Below are 17,726 nucleotides of genomic sequence, written 5' to 3'. Positions count from 1 at the left end.
TGATATGCCAATATTTATGGATCGCCACGATGTATCTGAATCGGTTACTGCCGAAATTGTTGCACAACTTCACCAGGAAGATCTAAAAATTCAGCACAGATATGATTGTCGGGGATTAACATATTGGTTTGATGATATCAGGAAAACAGCTTTTTGTTTGGTGGAAGCACCCGATAGAGATGCCATTATTCAGATGCATGCAGATGCACATGGTGAAGTGCCTCATCAAATCATTGAAGTAGATGCTGCTATTGTTGAATCGTTTTTAGGCAGAATTGAAGATCCGGCAAAAGCTCAGGATACAAAATTAAATATCATTAACGACCCGGCCTTCAGAACAATAATGATGGTGACAATTGAGAATCACTCTTTTAAAATATCCGATCCTTTTTCTGCTTTTTCAAATGTGCAGCAATATTACAAACAGATACTTTCAATTCTGAATACCTTTAATGGAAATATTGTTCGGCAAAACAAGGAGGGTTTTCTGATTTCATTTCGAACAGTACAGGAAGCAGTTTTATGTGCTTTAAAGATTCATGAAAATTATAGGAGTTCTAGAACCCAATATCAAATCGATTTTACAGAATTACATATCGGATTGCATGCCGGTATTCCTGTAACCAATAAAAAATCAATTTTTGAAGATACTATTAAACTGGCTCAAAGAATGTGTTTTGTTTCCATTGCTGCGGTTGTTATCTCAACTGAAGTACAGCAATTGTTTGAGAGCGAAAATATTGGTGAAGATGTTAACGGAACTCAATTTCATGTGCTAACACCGAGGGAAGAAAAATTCCTCACCAGTTTAATGGAGTTTACTGAAAAAGAGTGGCAAAATCCTGAATTAAAAGTAGAAGATTTCGAGATAAATATTGGAATCAGCAAATCAAAACTTTACCGGGAAATGATTCGGTTAACAGGGAAATCACCAAATGTCTTTTTACTACATTTCAGGTTAAGAAAATCGTTGCGTCTATTACAAAAACAAAAAGGAAATGTATCTGAGGTAGCTTACAATTCGGGATTTAACAGCCCTTCCTATTATACTAAATGTTTCCGTAAAAAATACAGGATAATGCCTTCCGAATTGGTGCAGCTTTAACTTGTTGTTTCTTTCTTCTTTCTTTCTTCTTGTAATATTTCTTTGAACCAAAATTGCTTGCATTAGAACTAATTGTGGTAATAGATGACGTTTTCTTGTCATAGTTTTGTATACATATTTCAACAAAATGCGAGAGAGTGAATATTAGTTCTAAAGAACATAGGCATGTAATTCAATACTTTAAATTTATAAATTATGATAAATTCCGTAAGAGATGTGCAAAAAGACACCCAAGATGAGTTTGCATCAAAAATAAGGGGAAAATTAGTTTTTCCGGAATGTGCAGAATATGAAGAATCCAGAAAAGTATATAACGGAATGATCGACAAAAAGCCGGGGCTCATTGTAAAATGTGTTGATGTTGCCGATGTAATTGCCTCGGTCGACTTTGGAAGAAATAATAATCTGTTAACAGCTGTGCGCGGAGGAGGCCACAATGCTGGCGGATTAGGTATTTGCAATGATGGATTGGTCATTGACCTATCGGGAATCAAATTTATCCGGGTAGATACTTCGGATAATACGGTTCGTGTTGGTGGAGGTAATATTTGGGGAGAAGTGGACCATGCAACCCATCCGTTTGGATTGGCTGTTCCAGCCGGAATAATTTCAACCACTGGCGTTGGGGGTTTAACATTAGGCGGTGGTGTTGGTCATCTGTCACGAAAGTACGGTTTAACCATTGATAACCTGCTTGAAGCTGATATGGTTTTAGCCGATGGGAGTTTTGTTACTGTAAATAAAAATCAGAATAAGGAACTTTTCTGGGCGATTAGGGGAGGGGGTGGAAATTTTGGTATTGTTACTTCCTTTAAATTTCAGGCTCATCCGGTTACCACAGTTTATGGCGGTCCAACACTATGGCCGATTGAACAGACAGAAGAAATAATGGAATGGTACCATGATTTTATTCATGATGCACCGGATGAACTAAATGGATTTATCACAACTTTAAACATCCCCGGCCCGCCATTCCCCCCGGCATTACATCACAAAAAGTTTATTGGTATTGTTTGGTGTTATTCAGGCAATGTTAAAAACGGCCCTGAAATTTTAAGACCTGCAATGGATCTGAACCCTATATTTGAACATGTGGGAGAAATGCCTTATCCCGCTGTGCAAACTTTATTCGACGGACTCTTTCCTCCCGGAATGCAATGGTATTGGAAAGCAGATTTTTACACGGATATACCACCAGAAGCGGCAACTGCTCATAAGAAATTTGGATCCGAAATACCCACACCTCTGTCGCAAATGCACCTGTACCCGATAAGTGGCGCCGCAGGCCGGGTAGGTAAAAATGATACTCCCTGGGCCTATCGCGATGCAAAATATGCAGGTGTCATTGTCGGAGTTGACCCGAACCCCGCAAATAAAGATAAATTAACGAATTGGACTAAAGCTTATTGGGACGCACTTCATCCCTATTCATCTGGAGGAACATATTTAAACTTTATTATGGATGAAGGACAGGAACGCATCAAAGCCAGTTTCAAGGACAATTACCATAGGTTGACAAAGATTAAACACAGGTACGACCCAGCTAACTTCTTCAGCACGAACCAAAATATCGTACCTGCCGAATGATCTCTTGTCATTATATGAATAAAATAAGATCCTGTTGTTTTATATGGTTGCAGCAATAACGGAATAAAATGCCATGTATATTTTAAAGTAGAAATTAAAATTTCATAAGAAGACATCGTTGTAAAAATGGAAACACCTGTGCTGAGGGGTTTGGGATGGTTCCAACGATGATGGAGCGCCGTGCTGGTGTGGAAGTGAAACAACGAAGTGTCTTGCTTTAAAGTATATTCAATGTGTAATCCCTGCCAGCCAGCACGGCAGGTTGGGATTTTCTCTACCTATTGCGGATTAATCCGTTGGCATAGGGATCTGTCCCGGTAAAGAAAATGCCACGGAAAGGACTACACAATGGAAAGTTGCTCATAGCCTGGCTAAATACAACCTCCTCATTTGCTAACTTGTTCAAGGTCGGGTATTTAACGGATCGGATGTACCATGGATGTGTTTTGTATTATCCCCCTGCGACCAGCAAACTGGACTAAACTGTCGGTATGCCTGAAGATAAAGTTCCGACATTCTCCTGGCTATATTTTGTATAATTATTTTACGTGTATGTCTAATTTCTGCAATACAGAGGCAATAACAGAAGTTACAGATACATCCCGAAACGCATCCGGTATTTTTGCCGCATCATATTTAATTCATGTGTAAATATTTAAATATCCTTTATCATTGGCATATTATGGTCACTTTAAATAAATTAAGTAAAATTACATACAATGCCGACAATCCCTTTGGGTATTTCGATATGCAAAAATAATATATCTTTTATATGTGCAATCATGGCATGGTGGCGTGCCTTATTACTCCCTTTAATAATTCCTTTTCTTTAATACGGGTTAATTTTACCATGTAACGATATTTAGATTGTACTCCACTAACCTTAATCACAGTAGTCAAGAGAGATTACGAGGGAATGCCGATATAAAAAATCTTACATCGCAGATTTTTCGGAATGCTTAGATATTCTTAATGAAATTTACATTTTTGCAAAGTCAAACGACAAAAATAAGATAAGTTCTATGGTGTTATTTTATTTGTTGGTCAATAATACGGCTTAAACTATTGAACTATAATCGCACATGGTGTAAATTAGGGGTAACAGTATTAAACCTAATATTATTATCATGAAGAAGTCAGTATTAATTGTTTTTCTAACATTCTCTTTTTTGTTGACTGGATGCGATTTGATCAATAAAATAAAGGAACTCATTGGTGTTACAGTGCCCAATGCCACGGAACAGGCTATTGCTGTTCTTGATCGGGGGATCAATGAATTAGGGGCGGCTTCGGCTGATTGGCAAGATATCATGAACAAGGTGATATCTGATTTGCCCGACGAAATACAATCCACCATCAAGAACGAAGTTTCTAACCTGCTTCAGCGCGGTATCGCAGCTGCAGGAACAGAATTTCGTTGTAATGTTGATTTTCTGCGACATCGCATGAGGCAAGGTCTTCAACGGATTAAATCAAAAATGTTGGGGACGGAATTGCCACCCGTCGAACCACAACTTTGTCAGGTAGTACCTTCAGCAGTTGATATGTCACTGCCACAAAACCGTCGTAACAAAATTGAATTTTTTGGATACGATTTTGACATGACCAACGTGCAGGTTTTTCTGGTTAGCGGATCAAGTGAAATTAATATCACTAACCATTTGGATATGCCAACGCATTATGCTATGACGTTGAATCTTGGATCGTCAGGCGTACCATTAAACGCGCAAAGCAAACGAATAATCTTAAGATGGAATGGACGAAATATATCAACCATGGCCGTGATACAGCCTGCACCTGATATATGCGAAAGCAAGTTTGATAATTTTACGGTCTCCAATATATCCGTAATGCCACTTCATGCCACCATGCCGGGTAAGAGTAGGGGAGATAAGGAATTTGATGGGCATGGCCCACGCATGTATTGTTCTGTCAGTATATTAAACGAATCAACTCACCTGAGAGCTAGAATTTATGTCACTGCCAGCGAAACCAGAAGTGACTGGACCTATGGTAAAAGAGAACGTTATTTTACAATATATACCGCCGATCCGGGATTCAATATCGAAAAAGTAATCAGCAGTACATTTGCTTCTTATTCTTATACGGATAATGATCATGCTTTGGATGTTTTTGCCGGAAGCGGACCCGTCCAAAAATTTATATTCAATGGGGATGGTTCCGGAAACGATATCGGCAGAAATACAAAAGTGGAAATTCAGTTTAACACGTTTAGGGTGCAACTAAAGGAAACAGGCGATTGTGTTTCGACGGCCACTATCAGAACCTTGGAATTGGAAGGAAACATAAGTACAACTTTAATGGACAAAGTTAAAGCAACTCCTCAACTTAATTTTGTGGCGCCTGGCGAAGTGGGGGAAATGGAAGTAAGAAGCATTATGCTGCCTGACTCCATAAGTCAGTAGAACATTAACTACGAATGTGTTGATAGCAATTTGACGTGCAAAATAATTGCACGGTAAATACGAAACGTGGAAGTTCGCTGAATTTCCACGTTTGTATTTTCACATAGAATAAATATGGTTACGGTTGTTTATCCCAAAACAATAACTCATAATTTGTGCATTTGGTTAGAGAGAATATAGACATCAATGATTTTACAGTTCTTTTGAAAATCGAGCACTCCCTGGAGGTTTCAGTTGACAATTGTCTCCTTTGATGAGCCTGTAAATTGGAGTAGCCTTTTTGTGAATCATCAGGAAATGTTGACCTGACGGTAAAATTGGGAATGCACTTTTTCCAACAATTGGGGTTTGATCAGTTATTTGCACTAATAATCAGATTGAAAGCAAATAATTATTCCAAGATCTTTGGTTTTCTGCTTTTCGATTAAAAACCTATTTTTGCAGCTTAAAAATACCCAATTAATCATGAACAGTACATCAAAAACAGTAATTGGAACACCATTATCTCCTACAGCGACAAAAGTTATCATGTTAGGTTCCGGAGAATTGGGCAAAGAAGTAGTCATCGAGTTTCAGCGATATGGCGTTGAGGTGATAGCTATCGATAAATATAGAAATGCCCCGGCCATGCAGGTGGCTCACCGTAGTTATGAGGTTTCCATGCTGGATGGAGCGACACTGGCTAAAATTATTCGCCAAGAAAAACCCGATTACATCATTCCCGAGGTAGAGGCCATTGCAACGGATACTTTGTTGGAACTCGAAAAGGAGGGTTTTAATGTGATTCCCACCGCTAACGCCACCAAACTGACCATGAACCGTGAAGGCATTAGGACTTTGGCTGCCCAAGAACTAGGGTTGAAAACCTCACCCTACAAGTTCGCCGGAACCAAAGAAGAATTTGATGCAGCCGTAGCGGAAATCGGTTATCCCTGTGTGATCAAGCCTATCATGAGCTCATCGGGCAAAGGACAAAGTGTGGTGAAAAGCGAAGCAGACATTGATTATGCCTGGAACTATGCACTTGAAGGTGCTCGCGGAAACAGCGATCGGGTGATTATTGAAGGATTTGTGGATTTTGATTACGAGATAACTTTATTAACCATCAGCCATGTGGAAGGCGTTTCGTTCTGCGCTCCTATCGGTCATCGCCAGGAAGGAGGCGATTACCAGGAATCGTGGCAACCACAGTCCATGAGCGAGAAAGCTTTGGCAGATTCGCAATATATTGCCGAGAAAGTGGTGAAAGCTTTAGGCGGAAGAGGTTTGTTTGGTGTGGAGTTTTTCGTAAAAGGAGATACCGTTTATTTCAGCGAGCTTTCTCCTCGTCCGCATGATACCGGGATGGTAACCATGATATCGCAGGATTTAAGCGAATTTGCTTTGCATGTTAGAGCCGTGCTGGGTTTGCCCATTCCCAACATTGTTCAGCATGCACCGGCAGCCAGTAGTGTAATTATGGTAGAGGGGAACTCAAATCAGGTTACTTATTCAGGATTGGAGCAAGCATTGATTGAACCCGATACGCAAGTTCGGTTGTTTGGAAAACCTGAAGTACAAGGTGAACGAAGAATGGGTGTGTGCTTGGCAAGGGGAGCTTCGGTTGAAGAGGCCAGGGAAAAAGCGAATAAGGCGAGTAGGGCGATTAAGGTAAACCTATAGTCCCTGGTCTTGCGATAACGATCAATAGTGAAAAGCTTATAATTCAAAAGAAATGTTTTTATAGCTTTCCCATAGTCCTGTGCTTTAACCTTTTCCAAAGTTCAATACTTTGGGAAAGGTGGTAGTTTTTCCAACCCAAAATGTTTCAACACCCGCAAAGCCCTCAGTGTGTTCCACCTGCTTGCTTGCCCTGCTTTTTCCATCTCAATATGTATTTGGCCTGGGTGGGCCGCCTGGAGGTTCCAGCGGCCATCTTTTCTTCTCTTATTCAGGATAACATGTACAGCTGCCTCCATCCTGTCGTCCCACTTTCTTCCTGCATATCGAAAATAATCCAGTGCGCGTAAAATATCATACTTCCACCTGCTGGGATAGGGCATTCTCAAAAACTCTTTTCGGATTATTTCTCCGGTTCTATCTGACAGGAATAATTGATGAAGCAAAATAAACTCCTCCGCACTTTCACTTGCTTTCTGCAGATCTGTTATCCGATAGTTATATCCTGCTTTTAAAAATTCTATTATCCCTTCCAATACAGAAAGGGTGGTGTGCAAAGAACTATGCTTGGCACCACTTCTTGTTGTTCTGCAATTAAATCCTCCATCGGGCATAATTTCATTCAGAATGCTATCAACAACCGAGTATAATTTCTGTTCTTCGGTTTTAAAGTACGAAGCATAATTCAAAAACATAGCATTGACACATACATCGCTATGCTCAAATGTTGACGAACCCAGCTGAATACCGCCATCTTTTGATTTATGAGAACCCACTACCAAATCAATAGTTTCCTTAACAGCAAAATGATCAGGACAAAGATTTAGGTTGCGAAGGTCTAATAACGTGTAATGGGTAGAAATCCATTTGGGTTGATAAAACCCCATTCCCCAATGGCCGTTTGTATTTCGGTTTGATAAAAAACGTTTGCCCCAGCCTTCTTTGGCTATCCTCTGTTGAAGTTCCTTTTTGGTTTTTTCCAATAAATCACGGTGAACCTGGTACTGTATCGAAACATCACCAGCAAGCAACCACGTTATGATTTCTTGTTTGTTCATTGTTTATTTCAGCAAGCTATAAATTTAAATATCCTCTTCATTAAATCCTAATTCGTTATCCAAATGTTTTTTGAGATCCATTCTGACTCTTATGGCTTGTTAAACCCGGATTATGCATTAGAACTTCGTCGTGAACATTGAAAGTACAATCTTACTAGGTTTTCATCGTTATGGTGAGTTGAAGTGAAGCAGCGGAGTGTCTTGTTTTGAAACAATTTCAATGTGTAATAGATTTTCTAATACATATTGCGGGTTAAATGCAAAAGAGTAATTCAAAATAACGTATAGTTATGGTATATCTAATTAACCCGGAATATATTAGAGATACGTAATGAGCATTTAAAAAACCATAAAATAAGGAGTTGCTGAAACAAATCATAGCACCGCCCTGTGAGTTGAGGCAACTTAGTGAAATTCCTTGTTTTGAAGTAGTTTACTTGCGTAAAAGAATTTCGAATGCATATTGCGGGTTTAATACATTCCCTAACAACAGCTGCATATATCTTTATGCGGACCTTACAAAGTTGCACGAGGAATGGTTAAAACTGACGAGAGAGGCTCGATATGGCACAAAGGCTAAAAATACCACAAGAGCTGGTAACAACCTCTGGGAAAAGTAATATCAAGGTGTTTCCATTGTGTTGTATTTATTCGTAAATTTATATAGCATTCGTGTGCACAATATTGTACAACTTAAACAATTCGTTATGCTGGCATATCCTCAGTTAGATCAAATTGCCATCACGGTACGAGCGCATAGGGTACTTAAACAATTACTTCAGGAAAACCCTAAGCTGGATGAGATTATGCGGAATGCCCGCAATGAGACAGAAGCATTGATTGGCGTCCGGAATTGGATTGTTGCAGACTTTCGTAAAAGATCCGAAGCCTATCAATTTTATAAATATGAAGCACATGGCCGGGAGGTGTTCGATAAATTGGATTGGCAGGATTTTGCCACCATACGCTTGTTGGACTATATCGATAATGCCGGTAAGGAATATGAAGATTTAAACCTGAGAGGAGAAATTGCCGTCAGCAATCCCATAAAAATGATTTGGCTGGCTGTAACATATGGCAACGGAGGGGCAAAGCCTGCATTCTTCAAAGACATGCTTTATCTGTTTCGGCAATATAGGGGAGAGTATACTTGCCAAATGCCTTCAAAGGAAAAAATAGAGGAATGGATGGACAGGTATCCATCCGGCATGGATCCGCGTATTGTAAAACTGAGGGAAGAAAACCGAGAAAGGATTATAAATATCCTGATCGATAAAATGGACAAGGGAGAGATTACCGATTTAAAATATTTTTTTGAAGAAGGAATGTCCCATGAACAAAAGTTCCTAAAAGTGCTGGACTGGTGGGAAGATCATATGTTTCACCTCAGGTTTGCTGTCCGCTCCCCACAATTGCTCAATGAAATGCTGGGGAACTCGTTGGATCCGGATACCATGAAAATCCTGTACGAAGCCGAAGAGGCAGGCATACCGTTTTTTGTCAACCCTTATTACCTATCGCTTTTGCATGTGCGGGTACCGTATTTTGCGATAGGTTCCGATCTGGCTATTCGTTACTATGTTCTTTACAGTAAGCAGCTCGTGGAGGAGTTCGGAAATATTAAGGCCTGGGAAAAGGAAGATATTGTTAAGCCCGGCAAACCCAATGCAGCGGGTTGGATACTCCCCACCCATCATATTGTGCACCGACGTTATCCGGAGGTGGCTATTTTTATTCCGTCCACCATGGGGCGAGCTTGCGGTGGTCTTTGTGCATCCTGCCAAAGGATGTACGATTTCCAGAACGGCCATTTAAACTTTAACCTGGACAAGCTTAAGCCTAAAGAAACCTGGGAAGAGCGGATGAAAAGTATCATGCGATATTGGGAAAATGACACCCAGCTCCGCGATATTCTTATCACCGGAGGTGATGCTTTTATGAGCAGTGATCATTCGTTAAAGAAAATTCTGGATGCTGTTTACGAGATGGCACGGAATAAAAAAACGGACAATGAAAAAAGAGCAGATGGTGAAAAGCATGCCGAGATGGTCCGGGTAAGGTTGGGAACAAGATTGCCGGTGTATCTTCCTCAACGGATAACTCCGGAGCTTATTACCATACTAAAAGAATTTAAAACCAGGGCATCTGAAATTGGCGTGAAGCAATTTCTTATCCAAACCCACATTGAGTCGCCCCTGGAAATTACTCCGGAGGTGGCTGTGGCTGTGAAGAAGCTCATTTTTGCCGGTTGGACGGTGACCAACCAGCATGTTTTTACATCGGCATCGTCGCGCAGGGGGCATACCAATAAGTTGAGGCAGTGCTTGAATGATATAGGAATTCTTACCTACTACACTTTCTCGGTTAAAGGTTACATGGAGAATAGTTTCAACTTTGCCACCAATGCCCGCGCCGTTCAGGAGCAAGTGGAAGAAAAACCTATGGGTAAAATAGCTGAAGAATATCACGATAGCATAAAGGAATTTCCCATGAATGCCGAAGAAATGGTTGACAACATTAATAAACTGCGAAAAGAAGCGGGCATCCCATTCCTGGCCACAGACCGCAATGTATTGAATCTTCCCGGTGTAGGGAAAAGTATGACATACAGGGTGATTGGTATTACAAGGTATGGTAGGCGCATATTGGAATTCGATCATGACGGTAACCGAAACCACAGCCCCATTATACACAAAATGGGTAAGGTGGTTATTATAGAATCCAAATCTATAAGCGAATATTTAAATCAGCTGGAAGAAATTGGAGAGGACATTTCAGAGTACGAAAGCATCTGGGGCTATTCCATTGGTGAAACCGAACCCCGGCTTTCTGTTTACGAATATCCTGACTATGATTTTAAAGTGGTGGATGAAATGACGAATTTGAAGATTCCGGAGTAGGTTGTTTGTGGAAATATGTCGCTATATATTGCAACTCGTGCGTGATATATTTTCGCTATGTTTAAACAAATGACTTTGATGGAATAAAATATCGCAAAATTCACATTGTAAGGGGTTGCTCCATAATTCAGGGGCAGCTATATTTTTAACAGATATTAGAGAAGATTGTTGATGCCAATGCAGCTTGCGATAATGAAGGGTATATAAGGAAAAGTGCAATTAAAAATAAATGAGATGCACCTATTCGCAAAGGAGCATATGAAGATAAATGAAGACAATCAGGTAACAATGGAAAAGATAAAAAAGATTGGAGTGTTCTCCTTCGGGAGATTCCATGCGGTATTAGGGGGGCATGTTGGACTAGTTTGCGGAGTTCTTTATTCTTTTGGTGGACTAATCGTCGATGTGCTTGTAACTATGAATTGGATGGTCTCAACAGAAACACCTGGGTTAAGTTTCGGCACCGTCCTGGCATTCGGCGCACTTATTGGAATGCCTTTACTTTTTTCAGCTGCCGGTTTTATATGGGGAATGATTGGGGCCGTATTGTATAACATATCCGTAAAATGGTTTGGCGGAATCAATTTGCACTTTGAATAAGAAAAACGAGGTTTATCAAAACATCATTGAAAAATGAAAATCGGAATGTGATAAGGAATTACAGTATAAAAGACCCTATAAGGTACTGTGACAAATGGAAAAACAGAAAATGAAACGCGCCCTGAAAATTCTCTGCCAGTGGCGAAACATGCTAATTGAGTTCTATCGAATACGTTCGAAACGTAAAATTATCCGAGATCTGTCATTCGGAATATGAAAAATCCTTATTGTCAGCAGGCATCAGCCGTATCGAGAGAATACCGGTTTAGAAAATCTTACATTGCTATGTTTAACCCGGATTATGTATTGGAGGTTCGTCATGAGCATTGCAAGGACAATAAAACAAGGCATTACTGAAACGAGGATAGCATCGTTCTGGTGAGCTGAAGTGATGTAACGAAGTGTCTTGTTTTAAAGTAATTTCAATGTGTAATAGAATTTCTAATGCATATTGCGGGTTTAAGTAATGTTTAAATTTTAATCATCGAATTGGCATTTACATGAAGTATAATGACAATTTGGGGATTATGATGAGATGAAAGCACTGTTGATTATTATATTCCGTATTTTTTAGGGTCAAAAAAGTTTACCCGGGCTAAATAAATATACTGAAGCTAAAGGGTATGAACAGGATACCCCGGTTATTGAAATTTCTAATATTCAAATTAGAAAATCTTGTACATAAAAGAAATAGGAACCAAATGAAATCATGACGTAATCATTTAGTAAATGGCGATAAGGCTTATTGTTTCAATGCCGCTTTGGTAAAAATATACTCCGGTATTTCCTGGTTGAACTTAATGCTATTTATCTGTATTTCTGTTCCGTCACCATTTTTCAACATGTCCTTGTATTTGATTTTCATGGGATACCATTTTTCCTGTACTTTCTGTAAATCACCAAGGGTGGTGCTTTTTAACAGTTGACCGCTTTTGGCAAATAATTCTTCTCGCAAGGGCACGTAATGTTGGGCATCTACCCATATTTTTCTGGAGTGGTATGCAACATCTTCAATACTGGCAGTAAGTTTCAGTACAAAAGTTTTCCTTCCGTCGTTTTCCTCTGTTGCTATAATTTCCGCATTGTATATCTCCGTCAGTTTGCGGTTGTCCATCATGTCTTCGTACGAAAAGTCTGATCCCATAACCGATTGGCGCAGCATATGACCCGATATTTGTATGATTCTGTCGGTAGAAGGGGAGTAGATCCAAAGCCTGTCTTCAAGTTTTAGCATTTTAGTCCCCATTTCACGTGCAGGTGAAAGATATTCTGTAAAAGATTTTTTATCACCTACCGAATAGGTTCTGGAAGTCAGCGTGCGACTGATGCGCCTTCCGTGAATGGTCATCGATGATTCGACTACCCGGTTTTCGGCCGACATGTTTAAATCTACCTTCTGCAGGATTTCATTGGCCGTTTGCGCTTTAATGCTTGCGCTTGCCAGTAACCCTAACAATAATACGGTTGCTTTCATGCGTTTGTTTTATTTGTCGTAACATGCTATTTTCAATCTGATCAATCTCGTCTGACTATGCCCGTTAAACTTCCAGTTCCTTAAACAATTGTGCTGTGTTGCGCTTGTAAATGGCCAGTCCGGCCAGAGCGTTGCCAAGTGTCATGGCAATTAAGCCGGGAAGGAAGCCGATATAAAATAACTCCGGACTTACCTTAGCTCTATATACCGTAGGCATCATCATGGTGAGGTCTTTTGTTAAGGCGCTAAAATCGATACCGTTTTCTTGCAGGTAGTAGGATGCTACCAGACCCAGTAATGTTCCCAGGATAGATCCGGCCAAACCAATGATAATAGCTTCGTAAACCATAGTTAGGTAGATTTGTCCTTTTTCTTCGCCCAAGGCAAGTCTTACACCATATTCGCTATAGCGGCGCAAGCCTCCAAGTAAACCGGTATTCCACAACACCACCGACATGGCGCCAACAAAAATAACGATCATCATGGTGCTCATCCTTTTGGCCATCGGTAAATATTCTTTCATGCCGCCCATTTCACTGAGTTTAAACATCTGCGGGGAAAATTCGTCTTCAACTAATGAAAACTTACGATTGAATGTGGTCTTTACCGAATCGGCTCTGGCATCGTCGTAGCCACCTTGTGTAAAATAACCCAGTATCTCACTTGTGGCATCCTCCATGTCAAGGGCAAGGCGGGCATCCCGGATGTCGACGATTATAGCTCCTCGGTCCAGCATGGTATTACCGAAGCTTACCGTACCGGATAGCGTGAAGGTTTTCAGCATCATGCTGCCATTCATGGTGGTACCAAAAATACTTATATCATCCCCTATATTTACGCCGAATTTATCAGCAAAGTCATTGCTGATAAGCGCTTCTCCCTGTTTTGTTGGCAATGAGCCTTTCACTAAAGCATTGGTAATGTTCATCCTTTGCACTTCGTTGGTGCCGGGAGAAAGCATGTCGATGGCCTTTCCTGCGGCCGGCCCTTGTGCCCTTGTTTCGCCATTTTGATCGGGTACATCCAACAAACCACCAAAATGTATCCTGTTCACCCATTCCATATTGGTATAGTCGTTTTTGAGTTGCGCCGTTAATTGCTCCACATTCATCAAAGCCAGGTCGTTGGGCAGTTGGTTCTTGTTCTCGGCAAACGAACGCGTCATGATTTTAACATGGCCGGTGGTGAAATTGGCATTTAGGTCAATCATATCTCCAAATACCCCACCTATCCATCCACTCATAAAAACGGTGAGGAATACGCCAAGTGAAACTACTATAATAGGCAATACACTTCGGCTTTTGTCTCTTACTACTCCTTTTAAAATAAATCGTATCATCATCCTGTTCTTTACGCAATTTTCCCTTTTAAAGCATCTGTTGGGTTCATTTTGGAAATCTTTTTGGCCGGAATATAACTGACTATTGTTGCAGCTATCACCACCAGGATTAGGGTGCCGATGATAAGCCCCAGGCTGTAGTATGGATATATGGTGTCAGCAATGGTAAGGCCCATGTCTTGCGAACCAAAGGAAATTCCTTTGGTGTTTATATACATAAAAAGGGGGATGCCGTAAATTGCACCTGCCATAGCGGCCAGAATACTATGTGCTGCGCCTTCCACGGTAAATATTCCCACCACCTGCGCGCGGGTCATTCCCAATGCTATATGGGTGCCTATTTCTTTTTGTCTGCGGAAAATGGAAAGCACTTGTGTGTCGAAAATGGCCAGGAGGGCAATGGTCAGCAATACAGCCTGTAATATGGTTCCTCCCGCTTTTTTCGATTTGATAAGTTTGTCGAAATCGGCAAGTAGTTCATCTGGATCTTTAAATAACCAGCCTGTTATATCGCCACCTTCGTACTTTTCGCCGACTACCAGCAGTGTTGCTTCGTTTGTGAGGTCGGTCATTTTTTGCAATACTCCCAATTGGATATATATCTGGCCATGGTCAATCGAAGGAACATTGCACTGAAAGACAGACGCAATATATATCTCGCGGGCATCAAAGGTTCCGTTTTTGTCGCGCCATCGAACCAATACCTTGTCGCCCGCTTTTAACTTTGTGTTTTCTGCCATCCTTTTGCCTATAATGGCGGAATACTCATCCTGCACATTGTATAAATCGGCAGTAGGTAATTTGAGGATTTGTTGGAAGGGCTCTACACCCTTCAGAACAATGCTTTGTAACCGTCCCTGAGGATATATAGTGGCCTGTGAAATTAATACGGGAGTAACCTTGCGCTCTTTTATTAGGCTATTGACTTCTTCCGACAGAAGTGCATGGGATTCTTTAATGGTATAAGGGTCGTATTTATCATACCCCGGGTGCCAGAACTGTCCCTGCCCGATTTCCCAGTCTTGGGTGTCGTTCCTTCCCTGCCTGTTCCACCCGTCGATCATACCGTTGTAAAATATGATAAGCACAAAGGCAAAGGATAATACCGATACGTTGAGAAAGGTTCGGAGTCCGGCACCCATCAAATTTTTATATGCCAGTTTTAGTGCGATCATAATGCTGGTTTTTAGGAGTTGGTTTCGTCACTAACAACTTTACCGTCTTCCAGGGTAATAATCCTGTTAAGATATTTCATCACCTTTTCGTCGTGCGTGGCAAAAAGGAAGGTCACGTCCAGTTCTTCGTTCAACCGTTTCATGGTTTGCAAAATATGGTGAGAGTTTTTTGAGTCGAGATTTGCAGTCGGTTCATCGGCCAACACAATCTCAGGCTTTTTTACCATGGACCTGGCAATAGCTACCCGTTGGCATTCTCCCCCGGAAAGCATGTTGGGTGTTGACAATGCTTTGTCGGTCAGACCGACCCACTCCAAGGCTTCCAATACCGCTTTTTTTCTTTCCGATTTCGATTTCTTTTGCAGAAGAAGTGAGTACTCAACATTTTCGAATACCGTATAAACCGGTAATAGGTTATATGTTTGAAATATAAAACCAATATGTTGGTTGCGCAATCCAGCCGACTGTTTATGACTTAGATCGGAAACGGATTTGTTCATAACAATAGCACTGCCACTAGTTGGTATGTCAAGCGAGCCTATGATGTTTAACAGGGTTGTTTTGCCCGAACCGCTTGGACCTACCAGACCGGCAAACTCGCCCTTGCCAAAGTTTAGGTCGATGTTATTGAGTGCGGTAAAGTATCCTTTGCCTACCGGAAATTTTTTTACCAATGCATTTATTTTAATTATATCCATCTTATTGACTATGTGCATTAACAATAATTCTTCTCGTTAATGGTTAAAAGCAAACAATAATTGTATGCCAGCCCCGCCCAGTATATTTTCTTCTGAGCTCGTAACTGGTAGCATGCTGTCTATAGGATTCCAATAACCCATAATGTAAAGCGATGTTTTGTTAAATTCCTTTTGCCAGTTTACAAATCTGTATGCCGACTTGTTATGCCAATCGAAATAGGTAATAAAAGTTAATTTGTCGAACATGCCGATGGGATAGGATAGGGTAAGAGCGGAAAAGTTTGTAGCGTCTCGAAAGGAAAAAGCTTTTTCGTCATTGGCGATAACCATGTGTTCCGCGATTATGCTTAACCCTGACCCAATGCCAAATGTATAATCCGTTCCGGCGGTGAATATTTCGCGGTTGCTATATTTTCCGAGGTTTTCTCCCTTGTTTACCCAAACGCCTTCAATCCATACTCCGATTACTTTATCCCATCTCGCATCGAGTCCTATTCTGTTTTCAGGGATAACATCATATTCAGGTATTGTATTGTTCAAATTTCTTGAATCGGCCATTCTGTGATGGAACGACAATCCAGCCTCACCCGATGAAACGGGGTACTGAACCCTTCCTCCGAACTCAGGGTAACCTTTCTTCGTCGTTAAAAATTCTATACCTTTTACGCTATGGTTACTATACAAACACCAGAGCCATATATTGGTGTTGTTGAGGAAATAATAACGGCCTAAAACTCCCCATACCCCGTTAGTGAGTAGTAAAGGGTCGCGGGGATCAACCTGGTCGAACCATCGTAAAGGCCTGAGCATGGTAGCCGACCCAAAGTTTATCTTCTGCAAACCGATGCGTACTTCTAACTGTTTGGAGGAATATCTTCCCCAGGCTCTGTATGTCCTTATCCCGCCATGGGTAGAGATAGAATCTATTGAACGATAACCAATATTGCCAAAAATATTCGCCGAGACTTCAAAATCAATTTTGTTGTTTTTGTTTAAAGAAATAGCATAGTTTAACTGAGGAATGTATCTACTACCTGCAAGAAGGGGGACGGGGTTGTCGGGATTGTAAAGCGTCCAGGCCGAAAATTGACCGTTGTGTTCGGGCATGTTTTTCGGAACCTGTTCTGTGTTCTGTGCTTCTGCGCTGATTACCAGAGTAAGAACCACCCACCCAATAAGTCTGCATTTTAACATTTTGTTTGCATAATGTCGTAAAACATAAAGTTTATAGGTGCTGTAACAAGGTAATCAAGGCTATTGTAACCTGATACAAATTGTACGTCTTTTATCATTTGAATCATCTGGTACGTGCAATATATGATGAATTCGATTTTTTATTTTTTTATTAGTTGTTCTTTCGAATATCAATAAATCAGTAAATAATTTAAAGGCGGTTGGCTGTTGTTTTTTCGATGGATTGTTGTAAACCAGTTGTTGGGTTTTTATTAAATATACGAATTAAATATAAGATGGCAAAGACTGTAAACACATGGTTAGGGGTATTGGTTTTTACGCTCGCTTTTTTGTTATTTGTCCTTCCCTCACCCTTAAATTCCCTTCTAATGAGAACCGTGCACATGCTCTCTTTTGGGAGAGACGGAGGTGTGGGGTGGGAATAATGTTTTAAAAGCGAATTCCCTGAAATCACGCTTGTACCTTTATAAGGTTGTATTTTCTTATTGACTTTTGTGTTTTAATAGTCTAA

General features: G+C 40.6%; 13 protein-coding genes. 6 read left to right on the top strand and 7 right to left on the bottom strand.

The genetic code is table 11. From position 1 onward, the window contains the following. The first annotated feature begins 4 nt into the window (after positions 1–4). Both ACT29I_RS03820 and ACT29I_RS03815 read left to right on the top strand, forming a co-directional pair. The gene (locus ACT29I_RS03820) at positions 5–1,105 is read left to right on the top strand and encodes a nickel-binding protein (protein ID WP_444792714.1); all 1,101 of its coding nucleotides are present in this window, start codon (positions 5–7) and stop codon (positions 1,103–1,105) included. 195 nt (positions 1,106–1,300) lie between these two features. Further along, positions 1,301–2,692, top strand: coding sequence for an FAD-binding oxidoreductase (locus ACT29I_RS03815; RefSeq protein ID WP_430931457.1), 1,392 nt, complete (start codon positions 1,301–1,303; stop codon positions 2,690–2,692). A gap of 274 nt (positions 2,693–2,966) precedes the next feature. Here ACT29I_RS03815 and ACT29I_RS03810 read toward each other — a convergent pair whose 3' ends face one another. After that, positions 2,967–3,098, bottom strand: coding sequence for a hypothetical protein (locus tag ACT29I_RS03810; protein WP_430931456.1), 132 nt, complete (start codon positions 3,096–3,098; stop codon positions 2,967–2,969). 721 nt (positions 3,099–3,819) lie between these two features. Between ACT29I_RS03810 and ACT29I_RS03805 the strand changes: the two genes are divergently transcribed. Further along, entirely contained in the window at positions 3,820–5,118 is a 1,299-nt protein-coding gene (locus ACT29I_RS03805) for a hypothetical protein (RefSeq protein ID WP_430931455.1), read from the top strand. Positions 5,119–5,583: 465 nt separating this feature from the next. Further along, complete coding sequence (gene purT / locus ACT29I_RS03800) at positions 5,584–6,780, top strand: formate-dependent phosphoribosylglycinamide formyltransferase (protein WP_430931454.1); 1,197 nt, start codon at positions 5,584–5,586, stop codon at positions 6,778–6,780. A 101-nt stretch (positions 6,781–6,881) separates the two neighbouring features. On the opposite strand, the gene ACT29I_RS03795 is transcribed toward purT, so the two are convergent. Further along, positions 6,882–7,835 (bottom strand): hypothetical protein, encoded by a 954-nt coding sequence (locus ACT29I_RS03795; protein WP_430931453.1) that lies wholly within the window; start codon positions 7,833–7,835, stop codon positions 6,882–6,884. Positions 7,836–8,542: 707 nt separating this feature from the next. On the opposite strand from ACT29I_RS03795, the gene ACT29I_RS03790 reads away from it, so the two are divergent. Together ACT29I_RS03790 and ACT29I_RS03785 are read left to right on the top strand one after the other, a co-directional pair. Next, entirely contained in the window at positions 8,543–10,735 is a 2,193-nt protein-coding gene (locus ACT29I_RS03790; protein WP_444792713.1) for a KamA family radical SAM protein, read from the top strand. A gap of 234 nt (positions 10,736–10,969) precedes the next feature. Next, positions 10,970–11,335, top strand: a complete 366-nt coding sequence (locus ACT29I_RS03785; protein ID WP_444792712.1) for a hypothetical protein — start codon at positions 10,970–10,972, stop codon at positions 11,333–11,335. 742 nt (positions 11,336–12,077) lie between these two features. Here the strand turns inward: ACT29I_RS03785 and ACT29I_RS03780 are convergent. From ACT29I_RS03780 to ACT29I_RS03760, 5 genes are all read right to left on the bottom strand, one after another. After that, entirely contained in the window at positions 12,078–12,809 is a 732-nt protein-coding gene (locus ACT29I_RS03780) for an outer membrane lipoprotein-sorting protein (RefSeq protein WP_430931450.1), read from the bottom strand. Positions 12,810–12,873: 64 nt separating this feature from the next. Next, positions 12,874–14,151, bottom strand: coding sequence for an ABC transporter permease (locus ACT29I_RS03775; protein ID WP_430931449.1), 1,278 nt, complete (start codon positions 14,149–14,151; stop codon positions 12,874–12,876). Between the two features lie 8 nt (positions 14,152–14,159). Then, on the bottom strand, positions 14,160–15,323 hold the full coding sequence (locus ACT29I_RS03770) for an ABC transporter permease (RefSeq protein ID WP_430931448.1): 1,164 nt from the start codon (positions 15,321–15,323) through the stop codon (positions 14,160–14,162). 11 nt (positions 15,324–15,334) lie between these two features. Next, complete coding sequence (locus ACT29I_RS03765) at positions 15,335–16,021, bottom strand: ABC transporter ATP-binding protein (protein ID WP_430931447.1); 687 nt, start codon at positions 16,019–16,021, stop codon at positions 15,335–15,337. 36 nt (positions 16,022–16,057) lie between these two features. Next, positions 16,058–17,215: a hypothetical protein gene (locus tag ACT29I_RS03760; RefSeq protein ID WP_444792711.1), complete on the bottom strand. Its 1,158-nt coding sequence runs from the start codon at positions 17,213–17,215 to the stop codon at positions 16,058–16,060. Positions 17,216–17,726: the final 511 nt, after the last annotated feature.

The organism is Saccharicrinis sp. GN24d3, assembly GCF_052400645.1.
Taxonomy (GTDB): Bacteria; Bacteroidota; Bacteroidia; order Bacteroidales; family Marinilabiliaceae; genus Saccharicrinis.
The sequence above is the reverse complement of the archived record's forward strand: the minus strand, read 5'-3'. Positions and strand labels throughout refer to the sequence as shown.